Raw genomic sequence first — 23,551 nt, 5'->3', positions numbered from 1 at the left:
TCCGTCACGTCCGCTCCCCGTCCTCCGCCGCCTCCGGCCGGCCGCCCGCCGGGCGTCCTCCGTCCGCGACCCTACGCCCCGGCCCCGGCCCCCGGGGGTCGGGGACCGGGCACCGCCGGGCGGCGGACCGGACGGTCAGCCCGTCGGCAGCCAGCCGACGTGCCCGGCGAGCAGCGCGTAGCCGACGAACGCCACCGTGTCGATCAGGCCGTGCGCGGCGACCAGCGGCCCGACCCGCCCCCAGCGGCGGTACAGCAGGCAGAAGACCACGCCCATCACCACGTTGCCGGCGAAGCCGCCGACGCCCTGGTAGAGGTGGTACGAGCCGCGCAGCAGCGCGCTGGCCGCCAGCGCCGCCGGCCAGGACCACTCCAGCTGGGAGAGGCGCCGCAGCAGGTAGCCGACGACGATGACCTCCTCCACCACGGCGTTCTGCCAGGCGGAGGCGACCAGGACGGGGATGCGCCACCACACGTCGGGCAGCGAGGAGGGCACGACGGTGAGGTTGGCGCCGGCCGCCCGCGCGCCGAGGTAGAGGGCGAGGCCGGAGCCGCCGATGGCGGCGGCCACCACGGCGCCCCGGGCCAGGTCGGAGCGGCGGCGGGTGAGGTCGAAGCCGATCGCCCGGACCGAGGAGCCCTCGCGGAGCAGCAGGTGGGCGACCAGGGCGACCGGCACCAGGGCGGTGGCGACGTCGAAGAGCTGCCAGGCGAGGTCGAGCCAGGGCCGGCCGGGGGCCAGGGAGCCGTTGAGGGTGGCGGTCTGCTGCTTGAGGGCGGCGGGGCTGGTGAGCGAGCCGACGAAGTGGATCAGCGCGCTCAGCCCGCTGGCGCCCAGCGACAGGGCCAGGACGATGACCGTCTCCTGGCCGAGCAGGCGCCGGGGGACCGCGGGGGCGTGCGCGGGGTTCTCGGTGGTGGTCAAAGGGGGCTCCCACACGCGCGAAGGGCCGGGCGGATCATCATTCCACAGCCGTTCACGCACGCCGTGCGCGGCGGGTTCACCCCGGCCGCGCCGGGCCGGGCGGGCGCCGCCCGGCCCGGCCCCGTCGCCCCGGGCCGGCCGCTCCTCAGCCCACCGGCCAGGTGTGGACCGGCTCCCCGCCGCGCATGTACTCCATGTACCGCCGGGTCATGGACGCGAGCGCGGTCGCCCGGTCCTGGCCGTAGCGGTCCCGGAAGTGGTGGAAGGTGGCGCTCTGCCAGGAGGCGCCGTTGGTGCGCCGGCGGCAGCGGGCCTCGATGATCCCGAGGTAGCGGTCGCGGTCGGCGGCCTCCACGCCCCAGGCGTCCAGGCCCTGCGCGGCCAGCGGCAGCAGTTCCTCCAGGACCAGCTCCACGGCGGGCACCCGGACCGGCGGCCCGCCGCGCCCGGCCCGGCCCTGGCGCGGCCAGTGCAGGACGGCGTCGATGCCGGCGCGGGCGGCGGCGTGGAAGTTCTCCGACGCCAGCGCGAAGGGCAGCCGGGTCCACACCGGCCGCTGCTGCTCGGCGAGCGAGCGCACCAGGCCGTAGTAGAAGGCGGTGTTGGCCAGGGTGTCGGCGACCGTGGGGCCGGCCGGCAGGACGCGGTTCTCGACCCGCAGGTGCGGGACGCCGTCGGCGACGTCGTAGACCGGGCGGTTCCAGCGGTAGATGGTGCCGTTGTGCAGCCGCAGCTCGGAGAGCCGGGGCACGCCGCCGTCGGCGAGCACCTTCGCCGGGTCCTCGTCGTCGCAGATCGGCAGCAGCGAGGGGAAGTACCGGACGTTCTCCTCGAAGAGCTCCAGCGGCGACTCCACCCACCGCTCGCCGAACCAGGTGATCGGCCGCACCCCCTGGGCCTTGAGCTCCTCGGGGCGGGTGTCGCAGGCCTGCTCGAAGAGGACCGGGCGGGTCTCGCGCCACAGCTCGCGCCCGAAGAGGAACGGCGAGTTGGCGCCCACCGCGACCTGGGCCCCGGCCAGCGCCTGGGCGGCGTTCCACACGGCGGGGAACCGCTCAGGGGTGACCTGGAGGTGGAGCTGCAGGGAGGTGCAGGCGGCCTCGGCGACGATGGACGCCGACTCCACCTCCAGCCGCTCCACGCCGTCGATGTCGAGGGCGATGTCCTCCCCGCGGGCGGCGAGGATCTGGTCGTTCAGCAGGCTGTACCGGTCGTTGCGCGACATGTTGTCGAGCACGGCGTGGTCGTTGGTGAGGGTGGGCAGCACGCCCACCATCACGATCCGCGCGCCGACCTCGGACGCCTTGCGGTCCGCGTAGCGCAGACCGGTGTCGATCTCCTCGCGCAGTTCCTCGAAGACCCGGCCGCCGAGCCGGTGCGGGGCGATGTTCACCTCGATGTTGAACTGCCCCAGCTCGGTCTGGAAGTCCGGGCTGGCGATCGCCTTCAGCACCTGCTCGTTCCGCATGACCGGCAGGCCCTGCTCGTCGGCGAGGTTCAGCTCGATCTCCAGGCCCATCACCGCCCTCGGGCGGTCGAACCGCTTCTCCCGCAGCATGCGCTCCAGTGCCTCCAGGCACGTCCTGAGCTTCCTGCGGTAGAGCTGCCGGTCGGACAGGTCGGAACCAGCGGCCGCGACCTTCTCGCCCATGGGCGCCATCCCTCCTCGGTGCACCGTGCCTGCATCATGCCCCGACGGGGTGATCGATAGCCCGGCCCTTCATCTGCGGCGGGACGCCTTTCCGCCCGCGCGCCGCTCACACCACGGACCTGCGGCGCGTGCCCGGGATCACGCGCCGGAGGGGCGCCCGCGGGCGGGAGGTCCCCTTGCGCGGCGCCGCCGGGCGCCATACAAGAGTCACAGTCGGCAGTCACCGCCCGCGCCCGGTCCGCCGGCCCGCCCGGAGGCCCCACCCGCCGCCGCCCGCGTGCCCGCAGCCCCGCCGGCACCGCACGCCGAACCGCCCAGCGCCTGCACGCCGATCTCTACCGGAGAGGCGACCCGCCATGACCCTGCAACTCACCGCGCCGCCCGACGGAGCCCTGCGCTCCGTCCTCACCGCCCTCGCGTCGCCGACCGCGGTGCGCCACGTCACCGCGCCCGGCCTGCGCTCGCCGGACGCCGCCCGCCCACCGGTGCCCGCCCACCCCCTGCCCGTGCACCTGCTGCGGCCGGGCACCCCGCTGGATGCGGCGCCCCGCACCGGCTGGCGGTTCCTGATCCGGTGCGGGGAGGAGGTGGTCGCCGCGGCGGAGACCCTGGAGACGCGGGACGGCCACGCGTTCTCGCACTTCGCCGAGGGCCCCTACCTGGAGGCGACGCTCCGGGCCCTGCGGCAGGCCGGGCGCGCCGCGGGGCCCGCGGGCCCGTACGAGCCGCGGCTGCTGTCGGTGCCGGCGCTGTACACCACCGCGCTGTGGCTGCACCCGCTGCGGCCCGGCGGCGCGGACCTGCTGATCCCGCTGGCGCCGGCGCCGCTGGGCGTGGCGGCGCACCGGCCGTACCCGGCGGGCGAGCTGCTGGGCCTGTTCCGGCGCTCCGCGGCGCCGGGGAAGGGCGCGGCGGGGAAGGGGAAGCACGGTGCGCCGCCCGCCGACCCGGACGCGCTGACCGTGGCAGGCCGGTGACGCGGGGCGGGGGTCCGGCGCGCGCCGGGCCGCCGCGCCCGCCCGGACGGGCCCTCCCCGCCCCCTTCCGACGGGCCCTCCCGCACCCCTCCGGACGGACCAGGACACGGGGGTCCTTCCGGGTGGTCCGGGGACGCCGGGGCCACCCCGACGGGTGGTCCGGCGGCGCGGGCGTGTGGCGCGTGTCACCAAACGGCTGCGGGACGGTCCCCGGATGCAGACACTGGGAACCAGCGCGGAGGGCCTGATGTCCTACCCCGTGAGCGGACGGCTCACACCTGCCGGGGGCGTGATCCCCGGCACCGGGGCTGCGGGCCGCCGCGCGGTGACCGGAAACCTGCGAAGCGAGGGTACGACATGTGCCAGCACCGACCCGAGTGCCCGTCGGCCGACTCCCCGGACCGCGAGGCCGCCCTGACCGTGGCCTGCCACCCCGAGCAGGGCTGGACCCTGCTGTGCAACGGCGTGCTGGTCTTCGACGACACCGGCGAGCTCCTGCCGGACGGCCGGGTGATCGCACCCCACCGCCCGCTGGCCGGCGCGGGCGCACGCTGAGGCGCGCGGTTGCGGGAAGGGGCGGGACGGCGCACCACGCGCCGCCCCGCCCCTCCGTGCGCCCCGGGGGTCCGCGGGACCCCCGGGGCCTGCCGGGTCAGGCGCCGTACTCGTCCAGCGGCGGGCAGGAGCAGACCAGGTTGCGGTCGCCGTAGGCACCGTCGATCCGGCGCACCGGCGGCCAGTACTTGTCGGCCGGGCTGACGCCCTTCGGGAAGACCGCCTCCTCGCGCCCGTACGGGTGCGTCCACTCGCCGGTCAGCACCGCCGCGGTGTGCGGGGCGTTGCGCAGCGGGTTGTCGTCGGCCGGCCACTCCCCCGCGCCGACCTTCTCGATCTCGGCGCGGATCGCGACCATGGCGTCGCAGAACCGGTCGAGCTCGCCCAGGTCCTCGCTCTCGGTGGGCTCGATCATCAGCGTGCCGGCCACCGGGAAGGACATGGTCGGGGCGTGGAAGCCGTAGTCGACGAGCCGCTTGGCGACGTCGTCCACGGTCACCCCGGTGGCCTTGGTCAGCGGCCGCAGGTCGATGATGCACTCGTGCGCCACCAGGCCGCCGGGGCCGGTGTAGAGCACGGGGTAGTACGGCGCGAGGCGCTTGGCGACGTAGTTGGCGCCGAGCACCGCCACCTGGGTGGCGCGGCGCAGGCCCTCGCCGCCCATGAGCCGCACGTACGCCCAGGAGATCGGCAGGATCGCGGCCGAGCCCCACGGGGCGGCCGAGACCGGGCCGACGCCGGTGGCCGGGCCCGCCTCGGGCTGCAGCGGGTGGTTGGGCAGGTACGGCGCCAGGTGGGCGCGGACCGCGACCGGGCCGACGCCGGGGCCGCCGCCGCCGTGCGGGATGCAGAAGGTCTTGTGCAGGTTGAGGTGCGAGACGTCCGCGCCGAAGCGGCCGGGCTTGGCGAGGCCGACCAGCGCGTTGAGGTTGGCGCCGTCCACGTACACCTGGCCGCCCGCGTCGTGCACGGCGGCGCAGATGTCGGTGATGTTCTCCTCGAAGACGCCGTGGGTCGAGGGGTAGGTGACCATGAGCACGGCGAGCGCGTCGCGGTGCTGCGCGATCTTCGCGTGCAGGTCCTCGACGTCCACGTCGCCGTCGGTGCTCGTCCTCACCACGACCACCCGCATGCCCGCCATGACGGCGGAGGCGGCGTTGGTGCCGTGCGCGGAGGACGGGATGAGGCAGACGTCGCGCTGCTCCTGGCCGTTGGCCCGGTGGTAGGCGCGGACGGCGAGCAGGCCCGCCAGCTCGCCCTGGGAGCCGGCGTTCGGCTGGAGCGAGACCGCGTCGTAGCCGGTGACCTCGGCGAGGCGCTGCTCCAGCTCGCGGATGAGCGTGAGGTAGCCGCCCGCCTGCTCCACGGGGGCGAAGGGGTGCAGCTGGCCGAACTCGGGCCAGGTCACCGGCTCCATCTCGGTGGTGGCGTTGAGCTTCATGGTGCACGAGCCCAGCGGGATCATGCCGCGGTCCAGCGCGTAGTCCCGGTCGGCCAGGCGGCGCAGGTAGCGCAGCATGGCGGTCTCGGAGCGGTGGCTGTGGAAGACCGGGTGGGTCAGGTACTCGTCGGTGCGCAGCAGCGCCTCGGGCAGCACCTCGCCCGCGGCGGCGTCCAGCGCGTCGGCGTCGCCCGCGGCCACGCCGAAGGCGGCCCAGACGGCGGCCAGGTGCTCGCGGGAGGTGGTCTCGTCGCAGGCGGCGGAGACCAGGTCGGCGTCGACCAGGCGCAGGTTGACGCCGTTCTCGCGGGCGGCGGCGACGACCTCGGCGGCGCGCCCGGGCACCCGGGCGGTGACGGTGTCGAAGAAGGAGCCGTGCACGACCTCCACGCCGCCGGCCCGCAGGCCCTCGGCGAGGACCGCGGCGTAGCGGTGGGTGCGGCGGGCGATGGCGGCCAGGCCGTCGGGGCCGTGGTAGACCGCGTACATCGACGCCATGACGGCGAGGAGCACCTGGGCGGTGCAGATGTTGCTGGTGGCCTTCTCCCGGCGGATGTGCTGCTCGCGGGTCTGCAGCGCCAGCCGGTAGGCGCGGTTGCCGTCGGCGTCGACGGAGACGCCGACCAGGCGGCCGGGCAGGCTGCGGGCGTACTCGGCGCGCACGGCCATGTAGCCGGCGTGCGGGCCGCCGAAGCCCATCGGCACGCCGAACCGCTGGGTGGTGCCGACCGCGATGTCCGCGCCCAGCTCGCCGGGCGCGCGCAGGAGGGTGAGGGCCAGCAGGTCGGCGGCGACGGTGACGACCGCGCCGAGGGCGTGGGCCTGCTCGACGAGCGGGGCGAGGTCCCGCACCGCGCCGGAGGCGCCGGGGTACTGGAGCAGCACGCCGAAGACGCCGCGCTCGGCCACGTCGGCCGGGATGCCGCCGGAGAGGTCGGCGACGACGACCTCGACGCCGGTGGGCTCGGCGCGGGTCTGCAGGACGGCGGTGGTCTGCGGCAGGCAGTCGGCGTCGACCAGGTAGACGCCGCCCTTGACCTTGCCCATGCGGCGGGAGAGCGCCATGGCCTCGGCGGCGGCGGTGCCCTCGTCCAGCAGGGAGGCGCCGGAGGTGGGCAGGCCGGTGAGGTCCGCGACGACGGTCTGGAAGTTGAGCAGCGCCTCCAGCCGGCCCTGGGAGATCTCCGGCTGGTAGGGGGTGTAGGCCGTGTACCAGGCGGGGTTCTCCAGCACGTTGCGGAGGATCACCGGCGGGGTGAAGGTGCCGTGGTAGCCGAGGCCGATCATCGGGGTGAGGACGGTGTTGCGGTCGGCCAGCTCGCGCAGCTCCGCGAGGACCTGGGCCTCGGAGCGGGCCCCGGGCAGGTCCAGCGCCTCCAGGCTGCGGATCGCCTCGGGCACGGCGGCGGCGGTCAGCTCGTCGAGGGAGCCGTAGCCGACGTGGGCCAGCATCTTGTCCTGCTCGGCCCGGTCCGGGCCGATGTGGCGGTTCTCGAAGGGGCTCGCCTGCTCCAGCTCGGCGAGGGTCGCCGGCTGCGTCGCGGCGCGGGGGCGCCCGAGGGTCTGGTCGGCGTTCATGGCGCTTGAGGCCTCCTGGTCACGGACCGGTGGGGGCTCGCGCGCGTACGGTGCGCCGGCGTCCTGCGGGGCCGGCGGCCGGCGCGTGCGGGCCCGGACGGCCTCCCCCTCTGTCATCGGAACCTGAGAGCTTCGCCGCGCGCCCGTGCCCGGGGGAACACCCCCGCGCCCGCGCCCGCCGGCTTGCACCGTCGGTGAGGGACCGGCCGCCGGCGCCTGTGCCGGCCGCACCCTTCCCTGCTTTCCAGAGTGACCTCGCCCGTCCGGTACGGATGCCTGAGAGATTCCGGGGAGGAGTTGCTCCTTCGGCGCCCTGCTCCCGCCGGGGCGGAAGCATGAGGACTCTCCCGAACGGGCTCGACGGTCGATGCCACACTACCAGCGGCGCGCCCGCGCGCCCCGGCTCGCCCGCCTCCCGTCCGCGCCCGCCCGTACACGGAGCGCCGCTGGTGGAGCCACACGCCTACCCCCGAACGGTCCACCGGAATCCCGCACGGCCCTCCCCGGGTCGACATCGGGCGGAATATGCATTTTTGTGTGAATTGGCGGTGTGACCGCCTGCCACTCATTCGCCGCCCCGGCGCCCGGGGCCGCCGGCGCATGCCGGGAAATTGCACTGGAGGAACCGTGCAGACCGACATCGATCCGCGGGACCTGATCGGCCACAAGGCCGTCGACCGGAACGGGGACAAGATCGGCACCGTGGACGAGGTGTACCTCGACGACGCCACCGGACGTCCCGAATGGGCAGCCGTGCGCACCGGCGTCTTCGGCCGCGACGCCTTCGTCCCCCTGAACGCGAGCGAGTTCTCGGGCGACCAGCTGCGGGTGCCGTACGAGAAGTCCCTCGTCAAGGAGTCGCCGGACTTCGGCGCGGGCCAGCACCTCTCCCCCGCGCAGGAACTGCAGCTCTACCGCTACTACGGCCTCGACGCCCCCGGCGGCCGGCCCGCGCAGGGCGCCCCCCACGCCCCCGACCGGGAGTTCGGCGCCGTACCCGCCGCCAGCCCCGCGCCGGACGCCCGCGGCACGGCGGCGGAGCCGCCGCACCAGGCGTACCAGCAGCAGGCCCCGGCGGCGCAGGCCCAGGTGCAGGCGCCCCAGCCCCACGCGCAGCCCCAGCCCTACGCCCAGCCGCAGCCGCAGCCCGTGCAGGAGTACCGGCCCCAGGAGGCGCGGCCCGTCGAGACGTACCAGCCCCAGCAGACGGCCCAGGCGGTGCGGCCGGCGGCCGAGCACGTCCACCCGGCGCCCCGCTTCGCCGAGGCGCCCACCGTCCAGGCCCCCGCCGCGCAGGCTCCCTCCGTGCAGGCCCCCTCCGTGCAGGAGCACCCGCGGCGGGAGCAGGCCGCTGCGGCGGAGCAGGGCCAGGTCCGGGCGGCGGCCGCCCCCGGCCCCTCCCACCTCGACGTGGTCTGCCGCGAGGAGCGGGTGGACGTCGGCACGGAGTGGCACGTCCTCGGCACCGCCCGGCTGCGCAAGTACGTGGTGACCGAGGAGGTGGAGCGCCGCATCCCGGTGGTCCGCGAGCGGGTCCGGGTCGAGCGGGTGCCGGTGGGCGAGGCCGAGCTCGCGGGGATGAGCGAGGAGGACATCGCGGAGGCCGTGGAGGAGGTCACCCTGCGCGAGGAGCGCCCGGTGGTCCGCAAGCGGATGGTGCCGATCGAGCGGGTGCGGCTGGTCGTCGAGCGCGTCACGCACGAGGAGGTCGTCCGCACGCAGCTGCGCCGCGAGCAGGTGAAGGTGCACGACGGCGGCGACGCGGGGGCCGAGGGCCGGGGCCCGGCGGGTGCGGCCGGTGCGCCGGAGCAGGCCGGCGGCCGGGGACAGGGACAGGGACAGGGACAGGCGTACGGTCACGGCGCCGCGGGCGGCCCGCAGGAGCCCCCGCACGTCGTGCAGTACAACGGCTCGGGCCCGGTCTCGCAGCGCGACCAGCCGATCGGCTGACCGGCCCCCGATCCCCCGCAGCAGCGAAGCCCGCGGCCAGGACCTCCTGGCCGCGGGCTTCGCTTTACCTAAACTTCATACTTTGAAATTTGACACGCTGAAACAACTTCCGCACGATTGCTTCACCACTTCAAGCTTAATGGGCATGAACGACTACGACTTCTGGGAGGAAGACCCGTGAGTGAGGCACCCCAGCCCGCCGCCACGGCCCCCGTGCAGCAGGGAAGCGGGCGGGTGCTGCCCGCCCTCGTCCTCGCCATGCTGGCCTTCTCCGTGGTGCAGACCGCGGTGGTGCCGATCCTGCCGTCCCTGGCCCGCGAGTTCGACGCCACCGGGTCCAGCATCACCTGGCTGATGACGGCCAACCTCCTGGCCGCGGCGGTCCTCACCCCGCTGCTCGGCCGCTTCGGCGACCTGCGCGGCCGCAAGCCCGTCCTGCTCCTCTCCCTCGCCGGCCTGGTGGCCGGCTCCGGGATCGCCGTCGCCACCCACTCCTTCAGCTGGCTGGTCGTCGCCCGGGTCCTGCAGGGCGCCGGCGGCGGTGTGCTGCCGCTGGCCATCAGCATCGTCCGCGACGAGCTGCCCCCGCGGAAGGTCACCGGCGGCGTCGCGCTGATCAGCGCCAGCATGGGCGTCGGCAGCGGCCTCGGCCTCGTCGCCACCGGCCTGCTCATCGAGCACTGGAGCTACAAGTCGATCTTCTGGATGGGCCTGGCCTTCGGGCTCGTCGCCCTCCTGCTGGTCGCGCTGCGCGTCCCCTCCGACCCCGTCGTCGACCGCGCCGGCGGCGCCGACCCGCTCGGCGCCCTCACCCTGGCGGCCTGGCTCTCCGCCCTCCTGGTCGCCGTCAGCCAGGGCAACGGCTGGGGCTGGACCTCCGGCCGCACCCTCGGCCTGTTCGCCGTGGCCGCGGTGGTCGCGGCCGCCTGGGTCGCCCTGGAACTGAAGGTCGCCCACCCGCTGGTCGACATGTCGATGATGGCCCGCCCGGCGGTGGCCTTCACCAACCTCTCGGGCCTGCTCGTCGGCTTCGGCATGTACGGCTCGTTCATGGTGATCAGCGACTTCGCGCAGACCCCCGCCAAGGTCGGCTACGGCTTCACCGCCACCGTGCTGCACGCCGGCGTGATGCTGCTGCCCTCCGCCCTCGGCAGCCTGGTCGCCGCCCCGGTGGGCGCCCTGCTCATCGCCCGCCGCGGCCCGCGCCTGCCGCTGGTCCTCGGCGCCCTGGTGGGCGCGGTCGCCATGGGCTACCTCGCCCTGCGGCACGGCCGCGAGGGCGACGTCTACACCGCGTCCGGGCTCTTCGGCCTGGGGGTCGGACTCGCCTACGCCGCGATGCCCGCGTACATCAACGGCGCGGTGCCCGCCGAGCAGAGCGGCATCGCCAACGGCATGAACGCCGTGCTCCGCACCGTCGGCGGCGCCATCGGCACCGCCGTCATGGGCGCGGTGCTCACCGGCGACACCATCCCCGCGATCGGGCTCCCCACCCTGGACGCCTACCGCCACGCCTTCTGGATCACCGCGGTCGGCTGCCTGGTGGCCGCCGTCGTCCCCTTCGCCATCCGCCGCACGGCCACCGCCGCGAGCGCCGCGCCTGCGGCAGCCGGGACCGTGCCCGCCGCCGAGCCGGCGGCGTCCCCCGAGGGGGTCAGGACCGGCGCCTGACAAGGGCGCCGCACCGACGCCGGGTGAGGACACACCCCGGCGCACGGGCCCCGGTGCCAAGGGACGGGTCACCGAGGGCCGACCGCGCCCCGTGTGGAGAGTGGAAGGGCATCCCACTCCCCGCGCGGGGCGCACGGCGTACCGGCCGCACTCCCTCCCCCGCCCCGGGCCCGCCCCGGCCAGCCCGGAACGGCCCCCGCACCGACGCCCCTGTGCCGCGGCTCCCGCCGGGCCCCGGCGGGAGCCGCGGGGCGAGGTCCCGGCCGGACCCGTCAGTCCCCGCCGCCGGACGCGGCCGCGCCGGCCGTCCCGTCCGAGGCGACGAGCGGCACCGGCGGCGCCGGCCGCAGCCCGGGGTCGTCCACCCGGAAGGTCCGCACCCGGCCCGGGGGCGAGTCCGGGGTCTCGAAGCGGACCGTCACCCGGCCCACCCCGCTGCCCTGCACCCACCCCGGCCCGAAGTCCGCGTGGTGCACGTCGTACCCCGGCATCCACCGCCGGGCGGCCGGCGCGTCCCCATCCCCGTCGTCCCCGTCGCCGGAGCCGTCCGCACCGCCGGCAGCCACCCCGTCCGGAGCGGCGGACCGGCCGGGGTGGAAGGCCCGCGGCTGCCCCGGCCCACCGTACGCCGCGTCCCCGCCCTGCGCCTGGCCCGCCGCGTCCTCCCCGGGGCGCTGGGCGGCCTGCGCGAAGAGGTCCTCCTGCGTGAAGTCGGCGAGGCCCGACACGCCCACCCCCAGCAGCCGCACGCCCCCCGTCACGTCGACCTGCTCCACCAGCCGCCGGGCGGTCTCCGCGATCACCGAGAGGTCGTCCGTCGGCGCCCGCAGGGTCTCCGAGCGGGTCAGCGTGCTGAAGTCGAACCGCCGCACCTTCACCACCACCGTGCGGCCCGACCGGCCCGCCCCGCGCAGCCTGCGCACGCACCGCGCCGCCAGCCGGTCCACCTCGCGGACGATCCGGTCCCGCTCCACCAGGTCGACCTCGAAGGTGTCCTCCACCGAGACGGACTTCGCGTCGCGCTCCGCCACCACCGGACGGTCGTCCAGGCCCAGCGCCATGGCGTGGAGCGAGCCGCCGTGCGCCCTGCCCAGCAGCCGCACCAGCTCCGGCTCCGCCGAGGCCGCGACGTCCCCCACCGTGGTCAGGCCGGCCCGCCGCAGCGTCTCCGCGGTGGCGGGGCCGACGCCCGGCAGCGCCCGGGCCGGCATCGGGGCCAGCACGGCCCGCTCGGTGCCCGGCCCGACCAGGACCAGGCCGTCCGGCTTGGCCTCCTCCGAGGCGATCTTCGCCAGGAGCTTGCAGCTCGCCAGGCCGACCGAGCCGGTGAGCCCGGTGGCGGCCGCGATGTCCGCCCGCAGGTCCTCGCCCAGCGCCCGGACCAGGTCGGCGCCGGCGGCGGGCGCGGCACCGGCCAGCACCTCGCCGTACGGGCCGGCCTCCAGGTCCACGAACGCCTCGTCCAGGCTGAGCGGCTCCACCAGCGGGGAGAGCCGCCGCAGCAGGCCCATGACGGTCTCGCTGACCTGCCGGTAGAGCTCGAAGCGCGGCACCAGGTAGGCCGCGTTGGGGCAGAGGCGCCGGGCGTGGGCCATGGCCATCGCCGAGTGCACCCCGAAGCGGCGCGCCTCGTACGAGGCGGTGGCGACCACGCCGCGCCCGCCGAGGCCGCCCACCACGACCGGCCTCCCGCGCAGGCTGGGCTTGGCCGCCTGCTCCACCGAGGCGAAGAAGGCGTCCATGTCCAGGTGCAGGATCGTCGGCAGGGAGCGCACCCCCCGATCCTCCCTCACCGGTCGGACAGTCGCCGGGCCCCGCCGCACGACGGGCGCCACGGCCTGTTATCGGCTGCGGCCGCCGGCGGTGCGGGCCGCGGCCAGCGCGCGTGCGACGCCGGGCTCGGCGGGGCCGAGGAAGTGCGGGTCCGGCCGGACGGCGGCGTCGACCGCGGCCTTGCCGGCCGCGGCCAGCTCGCGCACCCCGCCGTAGTACCAGGTGGCGTCGTGCGGCTCGGCGACGCCGACGCCGTAGGAGTCGATGCCCGCCGCTCGGCACAGGGCGAGGGCGCGGCGGATGTGGAAGTCCTGACTGACCAGCACCGCCCGGTCGACGCCGAAGATCCGGTGCGCCCTGGTGCAGGAGTCCCAGGTGTCGAAGCCGGCGTAGTCCAGGACGATGCGGACCGCAGGGACGCCCTCGCGGCGGAGCTGGTCGCGCATCGCGGTCGGCTCGTCGTAGTCGGTGGTGCTGTTGTCACCGGTCACCAGGACCGCCTGCACCCGGCCCGCCCGGTACAGCCGGGCGGCGGTGTGCACCCGGTTCGCCAGGTACGGGGAGGGGCGACCGGAGAGAAGGCCCGCGCCGAAGACGACCGCGACCGGCTCGGACGGCACCGTGGCCTCGGTGCGGACGCGGTCGCCCGCCGTGAGCCAGAGCCAGGTGGCGGGGAGGAGGGCGGCGGTGCAGAGCGCCACCGGCGCCCGCAGGGCCCGGCGGCGGCCCCGCCGGGTGGCGAGGAGGCGGCGCACCCGTGCGGCCGCCGCGGCGGCGGGGGCCCGCAGCCGCGCGGGGAGCCCGCGGGCCGCCCGGAGGCCGGGCCCGGCGGGGGCCGCTCCCCTGCCGGGCCGGTCCGGCCGGCCGGACCGGCCCGGCCGCTTCGACCGACGTCCCGCCACGCCCACCGCTTCCTCCCGCCGCCGCACCGTGGTCTTCCTCCACGGCTGCGGACGCTCCCGGGCGCGGGACGGTTCCCTGCGGGGCCGGGCCGCCAGGGCCGCCCGGGCGGGCACGACCGCCGGTGCGGGTCGCGCCGCCTGCCGGACGCGCACCGGGCGGGCACGGTACGGACGAGCGGGCCGCGCCCGGAGCGGCCACGGGGCGGTCCGGACGGCGGCCGCGCGGAACGGGGCACGCGGAACGGACTCACGGAACGGGCTCACGGGGCGCGGGGCCCGCAGGACGGGGCCGGGGGCGCGGGGAGCGGGTCAGACGGCGCGGTTGCGGCGGCGGGCCAGTTCGTCGCCCGGGTCGTCGGCGACCAGGGTCTCGCCGGTGTCCGTCCGCTCGGCGTGGAGCCTGCCGAGCGAGCCCTCGAGCTCGCGCCAGACCGCGCCCACGGCGATCCCGAAGACGCCCTGGCCGCCCTGGAGCAGGTCGACGACCTCGTGCGGCGAGGTGCACTCGTAGACGGTGGCGCCGTCGCTCATGAGCGTGACGCCGGTGAGGTCCGCGATGCCGCGGGAGCGCAGATGGGTGACGGCCACTCGGATGTTCTGCAGGGAGACGCCCGCGTCCAGGAGCCGCTTGACGATCTTGAGGATGAGGATGTCGCGGAAGCTGTAGAGCCGCTGGCTGCCGGAGCCCTGGGCCGGGCGGACGCTCGGCTCGACGAGCCCGGTCCGGGCCCAGTAGTCGAGCTGCCGGTAGGTGATGCCGGCCGCGGCGCAGGCGGTCGGACCGCGGAACCCGACGAGGGCCGAGTCCGGGCCGGGATGCGCGTCGTCCTGCGGGGACGGGTCTGCGGGGACCTCGGACATGCGCGCCTCCCAGGTGCGCCGCACCTGGCGGCGGTCCTCGCGCACCGGGTGGACGGGGCTGGAGCCACCTGCGGCTGTACTGTCGCCGGTGCTGCTCACGCCGACCTCCGTCCACTCGTCTCCCGGGGCCGTCGGACTCCGGGCACACTCCCGACGGTAGGCAGTCGCCAGGGGCGCGTCAACGATCGCCACGCTGGGCACGCCGGGCGAAGTCAACCGCGTGAGTGGTTTCGCGTGCCCTTAGTGTGGGTACGACTGAACGTTTTGGCAAAACGATCAGGAGGGTCCGCGGAGAGCGTCACCGCATCGTGACCGGAGCCGTCCCACCGGGGCACCGCCGGCCGGGCCGGCCCGGACGACCCGGCCGGCCCGGGGGCACGGCCCGGGGTCCGCGGGCGGCGGAGCACCCGGGCGTCCGCACCCGCGCGGCACCCGCGCACGGGGGCCGCTACTGGGGCCCGGTGCTCCCGAAGTCCTCCGGGGAGATCTGGTCGAGGAACTCGCGGAACTTCTCGACCTCGTCCTCCTGCTCGTCCGGGATCGCGATCCCGGCCTCGTCGAGCACCCCGTCGCTCCCGTAGATGGGCGTACCGGTGCGCAGGGCGAGCGCTATCGCGTCGGACGGCCGGGCGCTCACCTCGACCCCGCTCGCGAAGACCAGCTCGGCGTAGAAGACGCCCTCCCGCAGGTCGGTGATCCTGACCTCGGTGAGCTGCTGCCCCACCGCCTCCAGCACGTCGCGGAAGAGATCATGGGTCAGCGGCCGGACCGGCGTCATCCCCTGCTGGGCGAAGGCGATCGCGGTGGCCTCCCCCGGACCGATCCAGATGGGAAGGTACCGGTCGCCCCCTACTTCCCGAAGCAGGACGATCGGCTGGTTGGAGGGCATCTCGACCCGGACACCCACGACGTCGAGCTCGTTCACAAGAGCAACCCTATGGCCCACGCCCCGGATATGAAAGCGCAGCCGCCGCCAGGGGCACGGCGCGCCGGACCCGTGGGCCGCCCGCCGGTCACTGCGGCAGCGCCCGGAGCCCCGCCTGGACCAGGGCGGCGTGCAGCCGCACGGAGAGGGCCGCCAGCTCCCGGGCGGTGGCCTCGGCGTGGGCGCGCGTCTGGGGGTTGCGGTGCCGGCGCAGCGGCGCGACCACCTGCTCGACCAGGCCGACCTCCCGCTCCGCGGCGGCCTTGACCGCCCGCAGGTGGCGCGGCTCCAGTCCGAACCGGCCCAACTCGGCGACCAGCCGGGCCACCTGGAGCATCTCCGCGTCGTAGCCGCCGTCCGGTCCCGCGCTGACCAGGCCGTACGACTCCCACTCGCGCAGCTCGGACTCCTCGGCCTCCGCGGCGGCCAGCAGCTCGGCCCGGCCGAGCCGGACCCCGCCCGGTCCGCCGGCGCCGGGCACCAGCTCGCGCTCGGCCTCGGCCACCGGCCCCGGACGCTGGTCGGGGCCTGGCAGCGCCGGGGGCGCCTCGCCCCGGTCCATGGCGTCCAGGTGCTCGCGGATGACGCGCAGCGGGAGGTAGTGGTCGCGCTGCATGCGCAGGACGTAGCCGAGCCGCTCGATGTCGGCGGGGCCGAACTTCCGGTAGCCCGACGGCGTCCGCGACGGCTCGACGAGGCCCTCCGCCTCCAGGAAGCGGATCTTGGAGATGGTGACCTCGGGGAAGTCGTCGCGCAGCAGCGCCAGGACGGCGCCGATGCTCATCGGCCTGTCCCGGCCCGCCGGCCTCGCCCGCGGGCGGTCCACGGACCGGGACGCCGGCACCGTCCCCGCCGCGGCGGGCGGGCGGACGCCGCCGGCGTCACTGCGGGCTCCCTGGTCACTGGGCACGGCTGGGTGCGCTCCTCCCGGTCGGGCTGCCCGGACCCCCGGCGCCCGTACCTCCGCTGCTCGAAGCCGTGCCGCCCGGGCCGCACCGGCCCGGACCGCCGGCCAGGGGCCGGTCCGGCAGCCCGCCGGACCGGCCCCACCGGCCGGTCACCGCCGGTCAGAACCCGCGGTGACCGGCGAAGAAGACCAGCCGGTACTTGCCGATCTGCACCTCGTCGCCGTTGGACAGCGTCCACTCGTCGATGCTCTCGCGGTTCACGTAGGTGCCGTTGAGGCTGCCGACGTCCGCCACCGTGAAGCCGGTCGGCGTGCGGCGGAACTCCACGTGGCGGCGGGAGACGGTGACGTCGTCCAGGAAGATGTCGCTCTCCGGGTGGCGTCCGGCCGTCGTCAGGTCGGAGTCGAGGAGGAAGCGGCTGCCCGAGTTGGGGCCCCGGCGGACGATCAGCAGCGCCGAACCGGCGGGCAGGGCGTCGATCGCCGCCAGCACCTCCGGCGAGAGCGCCGGCTGCGTGCCGGTGCCGGTCGCGTCGGGGTCGTAGGACTCAAGACCCGAGATGGAGATGGTCGAGGTCGTCTCGGCCGGACGCTCCACGGGCTGCACACCGCGCAGCGGCGCCCCGCAGTTGGAGCAGAACCGGGCCGCCTCCGGATTGTGGTTCCCGCACCGGGTGCACACCGTCGCAGCCATGGCGTTCGCAGCCTCCTGGCGCGGGCCGCCCTGGTGGGCGGCGGCCGTGTAGGGATCAGGGGAGAACCCTCCACCCGAGGTTGAGGGTCCCGCGTCGAAACCTATGCGCGGCGCGCCCGAGGGGTCAACCGACGCGCCGGGGACGCCGCCGCGGCCACCCGTACCGCCGCCCTGCCCCCCCGCCTGGTCGCGGAAGAGCGGGCGCTCGCCCACCTGCGTGGCGAACTCGTCGCCCTGCGGGGCCCCGCGCATGCCCGGCACGCCGCCGGGGTCCTCGCCGGCACGGCGGTGGCGGGCCGTCTGCGCCTCCTCCGCACCGCGGCGGGAGTTGCGGCCGAACAGCTTCGAGAACAGACTCACGGGCGAATCCCCTTGAAAGAAACGAACCCGCCCGCGGGGCGAGGTGGTGTGGTCGTCGGACAGTCTTGCGGACGCACCCGCCGCGGGCGGCACCGGGGGCGCGCGGACGCACCGGTCATGGCTGCGCCGGCCGAGCGTACTCAGGCGGCTTCGGCTGGATCAAGGCGTCCACCGTGAGCTTCCGCTGCTCCTGGATGGTGGCCGTGGCCTGCTCCTTCTCCAGAGTACGCACCACGCCGCCGGGGATGTTGAGGGCTGGCTGCAGATCCTGAGGATTGCCGATCACGGTGAAGACGTAGGGCTGCGACACGCTTCTTCCGTCGATCTGGACACCCCCCGACGCGGGATCGGTGAAGTACGTGTCCGCCACCACCCGCACGTTGTCGATCTGGATCGCCTCCGCACCCGCCGCCCGCAGCTCCTGCAGGGTGTCCAGCAGCATATCCGCCTTGACGTGGCCACCGGGGTCCCTGATCGTCAGCGTGATGCCGGGCCCGGTCGCCCGGACCGTGCCGGCCAGCACGCCGAGCTCCTCCTCCTTGCGGCGGGTCTGCGCCTGGGCCTCCTTGGCCTGGTTGGAGCTGCTCTCCAGCTGCGCCAGCGACTGCTCCAGCTGGTGCTTCTCCTCCTGGAGCCGCTGCTGCCGGCTGTCGAGCTCGTCGAGGATGCGCACCAGGTCCTCCTGGCGGGCCCCGCGCAGGCGGCTCTGGTCGTTGGTGGAGCTGACCTGGATCGCCAGGCCCAGCCCGAGGGCGAAGAGCAGCACGGCGACGACCAGCTGGGCGCGCGAGAACCGCGGCGGCCACGCCGCCGACAGCAGGCGGCGGCGGCCGTCGCGCGGGGGGCCGCCCGCGGCGGAGCCGCTCCCGGCGCCGGTCCCGGCGGCCCCGGAGGACGAGCTGTCGGAGGGCACGTCGCCGTCGGCGGGGGCGCCGGGGTCACGGGGGATGCCGGGGTCGCCGGGGCTGCCGGAGCGGTCGCCGAGCGGGCCGTGGCCGCCGCGGGTACGGCCCTCGGACGGCATGCCCACGGGGGTGCGGTCCTCCGGGGTGCGGTCCTCCGGGGTGCGGTCCTCGGCGCCGCGGCCCTCGGGAGAGCGGTCACGGTCGGGTCCGGGGACGCGGCCGCCTCCGGACACCCGGTCCCGGGCCGCCGGGCCGCCGGGCGCAGACCCCCAGGTCCGGGAGACGGGGTCCTGCGGACGCTCCGGGGCCGCCTCCCCCGCGCCTCGGGCCCCGCCCGGCCCGCGGGCCTCCCCCGCCTCGGCCTCTCCCGGTCCGGCGGGCACCGGGCCCGCGGGCGTGTCCGGCCCGCGCCCGGCGTCCGAGGCCGCACCGCCCTCGGGCGGCACGGGCCCGTCCGGCCGCTCCGGGGGCGTTGCCCCGGTGCCGTCGCCGCGCCTCGGCTCGCTCTCGTCCTGACTCACCCGTCGTGCTCCCGCCCGGCCCCGCAGTCGTCCAGTGTCCCCGTGCTCATCGTCCCGCCGTACTCACCGTGCCGCCACGTCCGCCCGGCCGCCCCGCACCGCCACCGGTCCTCACGCCCGGAAAACGTGGCGCCGGATGGCCGCCGCGTTGGAGAAGATCCGGATGCCGAGCACGACGACCACGCCGGTCGACAGCTGGGACCCGACGCCGAGCTGGTCGCCCAGGAAGACGATCAGGGCTGCGACGACCACGTTGGAGAGGAACGAGACGACGAAGACCTTGTCGTCGAAGATCCCGTCCAGCATCGCCCGCAGACCGCCGAACACGGCGTCCAGCGCGGCGACCACGGCGATCGGCAGGTAGGGCACGACGGCGTCGGGCACCTCGGGCTGGACCACGAGTCCCACCACGACTCCGATGACGAGCCCCAGTACGGCAATCACGGTGTTGCTCCTCCTGTCCCTGCCCCGTCAGGCGAGGCGTAGCGCAGCGTCACCCCGGTCGCGGCCGGCACGTCGACGTTCCCCTGGGCCGAGATGTTCGCACGGATCCCGTAGTTGTCCTGCAGCAGCTTGAGGTAGCGGCCGCCCACGCTGTCCCGGAAGCCCGCGGCGAGCCGCTTGCCGTCGCCGATCGCCAGGACCGTGTACGGGGGCACCAGCGGACGGTTGTCGACGAGTATGGCGTCGCCGGCGGCCCGGATGGCGGAGAGGGCGGTGAGGCGCTGCCCGTTCACGGAGACCGCCTCCGCGCCGGACTCCCAGAGGCTGTTCACGACGAGCTGCAGGTCGTGGTCGCGGACCCGCCCGCTGTTGCCGAAGCCGCCCGCCTCCCGCGGGTCGGTGCCGCCCTCCGTGCCCCCGGCGTCCGCGGCGTCGTCGACGACGAGCCTCACGCCCGGACCGGACGCGGCGAGCGTGCCGGAGAGCACCCCCAGCTCCTGGAGCCGCACGTCCTCCCCGGTCGACCGCAGCGCCTGCTGCTGCGCGGTCGCCACCCGGCTCCGGAGCCGTTCGATGTCGCGCTGCAGGCGGTCCGCCGAGGAGCCGGCGGTATTGATGCGGTCGACCAGCTCCTGCCGCTCCTTGGCCAGCGTCGGCGCGGCCTTGTGGGACTGCACCCCGGCCACGGTGATGACGACGGCTGCCAGCGCCAGACCCGCGGCCAGCACCAGCCGCCCGCGCCCCGCGGACGGCATCCTGCTGGTCCCGTACTCGCCCCTGCGGCGCGCCGCCTCGGCGTACCCGTCGTCCAGGGTGTTGTCCATGACGCTGGTCAGCAGCGACATGGAGGCGTCCGGGCGCGCGTACCGCGCGTCGGGCTCTCGGGTCGTCCGCTTCTCCGGCATGCGGGACATCGTCGCATGTCGACGGGGGTCCGCTCGCACAACCCCCGCCACACGCGCCGTGATCGGAGACACGATCGTGACAAAGCCTCCGATACGGCGGGGGAAAGCGCGGGGGAAGGCAGGACGACACCGCGGGAACGCCCCCTGAGGGCCGTTCCCGCGGCGGGGTCGCCGGGCCTGCCGCCCGCCCGGCCGCCCTGCTACCGGCCGGCGCCCTCGACGACGGTCGCCCACTCGTCGAGCAGGGCCTCCGTCGAGGCCTCGTCCGGACCCTCGGCCCACAGGTGGGTGACGGCCTCGGCCGGGTCGGGCAGCACCATGGTCCAGCGCCCGTCCGGCTCCACCACGCGCACGCCGTCGGTGGTGTCGACCTCCCGGTCGCCCGCCGCCTCGACGACGGACCGCATCACCATGCCCTTGGCGGACCAGGGGGTGGCGAGGTCGCGGCGCAGGACGTGCGCCTTGGGGATGCGGGCGTCGATCTGGCTGAGCGTGAGCTGGGTGCGCGCCACCAGGCCGATCAGCCGCACGAAGGCCGCCGCGCCGTCGAAGACGCCGCTGAACTCCGGGACCACGAACCCGCCGCGCCCGTCGCCGCCGAAGACCGTGCCCTCGGAGGACGACGCCCGGGTGAGGTCGTCCGGCGAGGTGGTCGTCCACAGCACCTCGGTGCCGTGGTACGCGGCCACCTGTTCGGCGATCCGGGTCGTGGTGACGGGGAGCGCGACCCGGCCGCTGCGCCGCTCGGCGGCCACCAGGTCCAGGAGGACCAGCAGCGCGCGGTCGTCCTCGATGATCCGGCCCCGCTCGTCGACGAAGGAGATCCGCTCGCCCACGGGGTCGAAGCGGGCGCCGAACGCCGCACGCGAGGAGGCGACCATCTCGCCCAGGCGCACCAGGCCGGCCCGCCGGTCCTCGGCAGTCTCGGTGGGGTGCGTCTCGTCGAGCCCGCCGTTGACGGTGAGCGCCTCGACGCCGAGCCTGCCCAGCAGGGTCGGCAGGACGAGGGAGGCGCTGCCGTGGGCCGCGTCCACCACGACCTTGAGGCCGGAGCCGGCCACGCCGCTGATGTCCACGGCCTTCAGGAGGGTGCCCGCGTAGGCGTCGAAGACCCGGGAGGAGGAGGTGAGGTCGCCGATCTCGCCGGGGAACGCCCGCCGGTACTCCTGCCGCGCGTACACCCGGTCGACCTTGCGCTGCCCGGCCGGGGAGAGGTCGGCGCCGCGCTCGTCGAAGAAGATGATGTCGACCGAGTCCGGCACGCCCGGCGTGGTGCGGAGCATGATGCCGCCCGCGCTGCCGCGCGCCGTCTGCTGGCGGGCGACGGGCATCGGGACGTTCTCCAGGTCGCGGACGTCGATGGCACTGGTCTGCAGCGCGGAGATCATCGCCCGCTTGAGCGCGCGGGCGCCGCGGGAGTGGTCACGCGCGATGGTGACCGTGGCGCCCTTCTTCAGGGTGGTGGCGTAGGCGCCGGCCAGCCGCACGGCCAGCTCGGGGGTGATCTCGACGTTGAGGATGCCGGACACGCCGCGGGCGCCGAAGAGGTGCTCCTGGCCCCGGGACTCCCAGATGACCGAGGTGTTGACGAAGGCGCCGGCCTCGATGGTCTTGAAGGGGTACACGCGGACGTTGCCCGCGATGATCGACTCCTCCTCGATGAGGCACTCGTCGCCGATGACGGCGCCGTCGTCGATCCGGGCGGCGCGCATCACGTCGGTGTTCTTGCCGATGACGCAGCCGCGCAGGTTGCTCTGCGGACCGATGTAGACGTTGTCGTGCACCACCGCCTTGTGGAGGAAGGCGCCGCGCTTGACGACGACGTTGCTGCCGAGCACGGTGTGCTCCCGCAGCTCGACGCCCGCCTCGACCTTGGCGTAGTCGCCGATGTACAGCGGCCCGCGCAGGACCGCGTCCGGGTCGACCTCCGCCCCTTCCGCGACCCACACGCCGGGCGAGATCTCGAAGCCGTCGATCTCGACGTCGACCTTGCCCTCCAGGACGTCCGCCTGGGCCTTGACGTAGCTCTCGTGGGTGCCCACGTCCTCCCAGTAGCCCTCGGCGACGTAGCCGTAGATCGGCTTGCCCTCCTTGAGGAGCTGCGGGAAGACGTCGCTGGACCAGTCGACGGACTGGTCGGCGGCGACGTAGTCGAAGACCTCGGGCTCCATCACGTAGATGCCGGTGTTCACCGTGTCCGAGAACACCTGGCCCCAGGTGGGCTTCTCCAGGAACCGCTCGACCTTGCCCTCGTCGTCGACGATGGTGATGCCGAACTCCAGGGGGTTGGGCACCCGGGTCAGGCAGACGGTGACGAGCGCGCCCTTCTCGCGGTGGAACCGGATCAGGTCGGTGAGGTCGAAGTCGGTGAGGGCATCGCCCGAGATGACCAGGAAGGAGTCGTCCCTGAGGGCGTCCTCCGCGTTCTTGACACTGCCCGCGGTACCGAGCGGCACCTCCTCGTTGGCGTAGGTCAGGCTCATGCCCAGTTCCTCGCCGTCACCGAAGTAGTTCTTGACCAGTGAGGCGAGGAACTGCACGGTGACCACGGTCTCGTGCAGACCGTGCCGCTTGAGCAGCCGCAGGACGTGCTCCATGATCGGCCGGTTGACCACCGGCAGGAGCGGCTTCGGCATACTCGAGGTCATCGGGCGCAGGCGAGTGCCCTCGCCTCCGGCCATCACGACGGCCTTCATGTCGGGTGCGTCCTCCTTCAGGGCTGTGGACATCAGTCCGTCCGGCTGTTCCCAGCTCCCCCTGCTCGGGCGACGTACGACCCGTCCGACGCAACGGGATCAGCCGGCCGCGGTGTCCGCCTTCAGGATCCGGCGGACCTGCACCGCGTACAGGATTCCTGCCCACCAGTAGAGGGTTGTACCCCACCAGGCGAAGGCCCATCCGAAAACATCTGCGGCATTGCCCAGCCAGTCGCCCCTGCCGCTCAGAAGGAGCAGCGGGAATGCGTACATCAGATTGAAGGTCGCGGCCTTGCCGAGGAAGTTCACCTGGAACGGGCCGTAGCCGTTCCTGCGCAGGATCAGAAGCATCACGCCCATGAAGAGCTCGCGCAGCAGCAGAATCGCCGTGAGCCACCAGGGAATGATCTCCCGCCAGGTCAGGCCGAGCAGCGTCGAGAAGACGTACAGCCGGTCGGCGGCAGGGTCGAGGATCTGCCCCAGCCGGCTGATCTGGCCCCACTTGCGCGCGAGCTTCCCGTCGAGGTAGTCGCTCACCCCGCTCAGCAGCAGGATCAGCAGCGCCCAGCCGTCGCAGTTGGGGCCGCCGAACTCGGGCCAGAGGACCAGCCAGAGGAACACGGGCACGCCGACCAGGCGCGCCATGCTGAGCAGATTGGGGATGGTGAGGACGCGGTCGGTCTGGACGCGCGTCTCCTGGACCTCCACCCGGGGGCCTCCTGTCCGGGGCGATGACGGTGCACGCCGACTGTACCCGCCGCCGGAAGCCGGCCGACGACGGCCCTGCCTGCGGTGCGGTCCCGTTTCCGGGCATGCGAAAGGGCCCCGCTGCCGTTCCCGGCTGCGGGGCCCTCCCTCAACAATTGTTCGGCGGCGTCCTACTCTCCCACAGGGTCCCCCCTGCAGTACCA

18 protein-coding genes, 1 pseudogene and 1 riboswitch are annotated in these 23,551 nt (G+C 75.1%); of the genes and pseudogenes, 5 read left to right on the top strand and 14 right to left on the bottom strand.

Annotation, left to right across the window (positions count from 1 at the left end):
* Positions 1-135: 135 nt before the first annotated feature.
* On the bottom strand, positions 136-924 hold the full coding sequence (locus ACFY07_RS11890) for a CPBP family intramembrane glutamic endopeptidase (RefSeq protein ID WP_390868530.1): 789 nt from the start codon (positions 922-924) through the stop codon (positions 136-138).
* Positions 925-1,069: 145 nt separating this feature from the next.
* On the bottom strand, positions 1,070-2,575 hold the full coding sequence (locus ACFY07_RS11885) for a glutamate--cysteine ligase (RefSeq protein WP_230654072.1): 1,506 nt from the start codon (positions 2,573-2,575) through the stop codon (positions 1,070-1,072).
* Between the two features lie 356 nt (positions 2,576-2,931).
* On the opposite strand from ACFY07_RS11885, the gene ACFY07_RS11880 reads away from it, so the two are divergent.
* Both ACFY07_RS11880 and ACFY07_RS11875 read left to right on the top strand, forming a co-directional pair.
* On the top strand, positions 2,932-3,552 hold the full coding sequence (locus ACFY07_RS11880) for a hypothetical protein (protein WP_390868529.1): 621 nt from the start codon (positions 2,932-2,934) through the stop codon (positions 3,550-3,552).
* 357 nt (positions 3,553-3,909) lie between these two features.
* A complete protein-coding gene (locus ACFY07_RS11875) occupies positions 3,910-4,107 on the top strand; it encodes a DUF5999 family protein (protein ID WP_390868528.1) in 198 nt (65 codons plus the stop codon).
* Between the two features lie 97 nt (positions 4,108-4,204).
* On the opposite strand, the gene gcvP is transcribed toward ACFY07_RS11875, so the two are convergent.
* A complete protein-coding gene (gene gcvP, locus ACFY07_RS11870; RefSeq protein WP_390868527.1) occupies positions 4,205-7,126 on the bottom strand; it encodes an aminomethyl-transferring glycine dehydrogenase in 2,922 nt (973 codons plus the stop codon).
* Positions 7,127-7,380: 254 nt separating this feature from the next.
* A riboswitch (glycine riboswitch) is annotated at positions 7,381-7,486 on the bottom strand.
* 267 nt (positions 7,487-7,753) lie between these two features.
* Between gcvP and ACFY07_RS11865 the strand changes: the two are divergent.
* The 3 genes and pseudogenes from ACFY07_RS11865 to ACFY07_RS11855 form a co-directional block, all read left to right on the top strand.
* Positions 7,754-8,116 (top strand): annotated as a pseudogene (locus tag ACFY07_RS11865) (PRC-barrel domain-containing protein); the annotation flags it as partial.
* Positions 8,117-8,215: 99 nt separating this feature from the next.
* Positions 8,216-9,076, top strand: coding sequence for a DUF2382 domain-containing protein (locus ACFY07_RS11860; RefSeq protein WP_390868721.1), 861 nt, complete (start codon positions 8,216-8,218; stop codon positions 9,074-9,076).
* A gap of 177 nt (positions 9,077-9,253) precedes the next feature.
* Positions 9,254-10,747, top strand: coding sequence for an MFS transporter (locus ACFY07_RS11855; protein ID WP_390868526.1), 1,494 nt, complete (start codon positions 9,254-9,256; stop codon positions 10,745-10,747).
* Between the two features lie 272 nt (positions 10,748-11,019).
* On the opposite strand, the gene ACFY07_RS11850 is transcribed toward ACFY07_RS11855, so the two are convergent.
* From ACFY07_RS11850 to ACFY07_RS11800, 11 genes are all read right to left on the bottom strand, one after another.
* A complete protein-coding gene (locus tag ACFY07_RS11850; protein ID WP_390868525.1) occupies positions 11,020-12,522 on the bottom strand; it encodes a DNA polymerase IV in 1,503 nt (500 codons plus the stop codon).
* A 66-nt stretch (positions 12,523-12,588) separates the two neighbouring features.
* Positions 12,589-13,308 (bottom strand): vancomycin high temperature exclusion protein, encoded by a 720-nt coding sequence (locus ACFY07_RS11845; protein ID WP_390868720.1) that lies wholly within the window; start codon positions 13,306-13,308, stop codon positions 12,589-12,591.
* A gap of 423 nt (positions 13,309-13,731) precedes the next feature.
* Positions 13,732-14,382: a MerR family transcriptional regulator gene (locus ACFY07_RS11840; RefSeq protein WP_390868524.1), complete on the bottom strand. Its 651-nt coding sequence runs from the start codon at positions 14,380-14,382 to the stop codon at positions 13,732-13,734.
* Between the two features lie 349 nt (positions 14,383-14,731).
* Positions 14,732-15,208, bottom strand: a complete 477-nt coding sequence (locus ACFY07_RS11835; protein ID WP_230654062.1) for a bifunctional nuclease family protein — start codon at positions 15,206-15,208, stop codon at positions 14,732-14,734.
* Positions 15,209-15,296: 88 nt separating this feature from the next.
* Positions 15,297-15,992 (bottom strand): MerR family transcriptional regulator, encoded by a 696-nt coding sequence (locus ACFY07_RS11830; RefSeq protein ID WP_390868523.1) that lies wholly within the window; start codon positions 15,990-15,992, stop codon positions 15,297-15,299.
* Between the two features lie 283 nt (positions 15,993-16,275).
* The gene (locus ACFY07_RS11825) at positions 16,276-17,169 is read right to left on the bottom strand and encodes an FHA domain-containing protein (protein ID WP_390868522.1); all 894 of its coding nucleotides are present in this window, start codon (positions 17,167-17,169) and stop codon (positions 16,276-16,278) included.
* 115 nt (positions 17,170-17,284) lie between these two features.
* Positions 17,285-18,193, bottom strand: a complete 909-nt coding sequence (locus tag ACFY07_RS11820; protein WP_390868719.1) for a DUF881 domain-containing protein — start codon at positions 18,191-18,193, stop codon at positions 17,285-17,287.
* Positions 18,194-18,706: 513 nt separating this feature from the next.
* Positions 18,707-19,039 (bottom strand): small basic family protein, encoded by a 333-nt coding sequence (locus ACFY07_RS11815; protein ID WP_230654058.1) that lies wholly within the window; start codon positions 19,037-19,039, stop codon positions 18,707-18,709.
* A complete protein-coding gene (locus ACFY07_RS11810) occupies positions 19,036-19,944 on the bottom strand; it encodes a DUF881 domain-containing protein (RefSeq protein WP_390868521.1) in 909 nt (302 codons plus the stop codon). The genes ACFY07_RS11815 and ACFY07_RS11810 overlap by 4 nt, the downstream gene beginning before the upstream one ends.
* Positions 19,945-20,144: 200 nt before the next feature.
* Positions 20,145-22,640, bottom strand: a complete 2,496-nt coding sequence (locus tag ACFY07_RS11805) for a mannose-1-phosphate guanyltransferase (protein ID WP_230654241.1) — start codon at positions 22,638-22,640, stop codon at positions 20,145-20,147.
* Positions 22,641-22,739: 99 nt separating this feature from the next.
* On the bottom strand, positions 22,740-23,348 hold the full coding sequence (locus ACFY07_RS11800; protein ID WP_390868520.1) for a CDP-alcohol phosphatidyltransferase family protein: 609 nt from the start codon (positions 23,346-23,348) through the stop codon (positions 22,740-22,742).
* Positions 23,349-23,551 lie beyond the last annotated feature (203 nt).

It is taken from the genome of Streptomyces sp. NPDC001380, assembly GCF_042895785.1.
Lineage (GTDB): Bacteria > Actinomycetota > Actinomycetes > Streptomycetales > Streptomycetaceae > Peterkaempfera.
Note: the sequence above shows the minus strand (reverse complement) of the source record. Positions and strands in the feature narration are given on the sequence as shown.

What these genes read in the sequence shown, in the direction of transcription:
- ACFY07_RS11885 (WP_230654072.1), bottom strand. Translation starts at nt 2,575, where the DNA reads ATGGGCGAGAAGGTCGCGGCCGCTGGTTCCGACCTGTCCGACCGGCAG.
- ACFY07_RS11880 (WP_390868529.1), top strand. Translation starts at nt 2,932, where the DNA reads ATGACCCTGCAACTCACCGCGCCGCCCGACGGAGCCCTGCGCTCCGTC.
- ACFY07_RS11875 (WP_390868528.1), top strand. Translation starts at nt 3,910, where the DNA reads ATGTGCCAGCACCGACCCGAGTGCCCGTCGGCCGACTCCCCGGACCGC.
- gcvP (WP_390868527.1), bottom strand. Translation starts at nt 7,126, where the DNA reads ATGAACGCCGACCAGACCCTCGGGCGCCCCCGCGCCGCGACGCAGCCG.
- ACFY07_RS11830 (WP_390868523.1), bottom strand. Translation starts at nt 15,992, where the DNA reads ATGAGCATCGGCGCCGTCCTGGCGCTGCTGCGCGACGACTTCCCCGAG.
- ACFY07_RS11820 (WP_390868719.1), bottom strand. Translation starts at nt 18,193, where the DNA reads ATGCCGTCCGAGGGCCGTACCCGCGGCGGCCACGGCCCGCTCGGCGAC.
- ACFY07_RS11810 (WP_390868521.1), bottom strand. Translation starts at nt 19,944, where the DNA reads ATGCCGGAGAAGCGGACGACCCGAGAGCCCGACGCGCGGTACGCGCGC.
- ACFY07_RS11805 (WP_230654241.1), bottom strand. Translation starts at nt 22,640, where the DNA reads ATGAAGGCCGTCGTGATGGCCGGAGGCGAGGGCACTCGCCTGCGCCCG.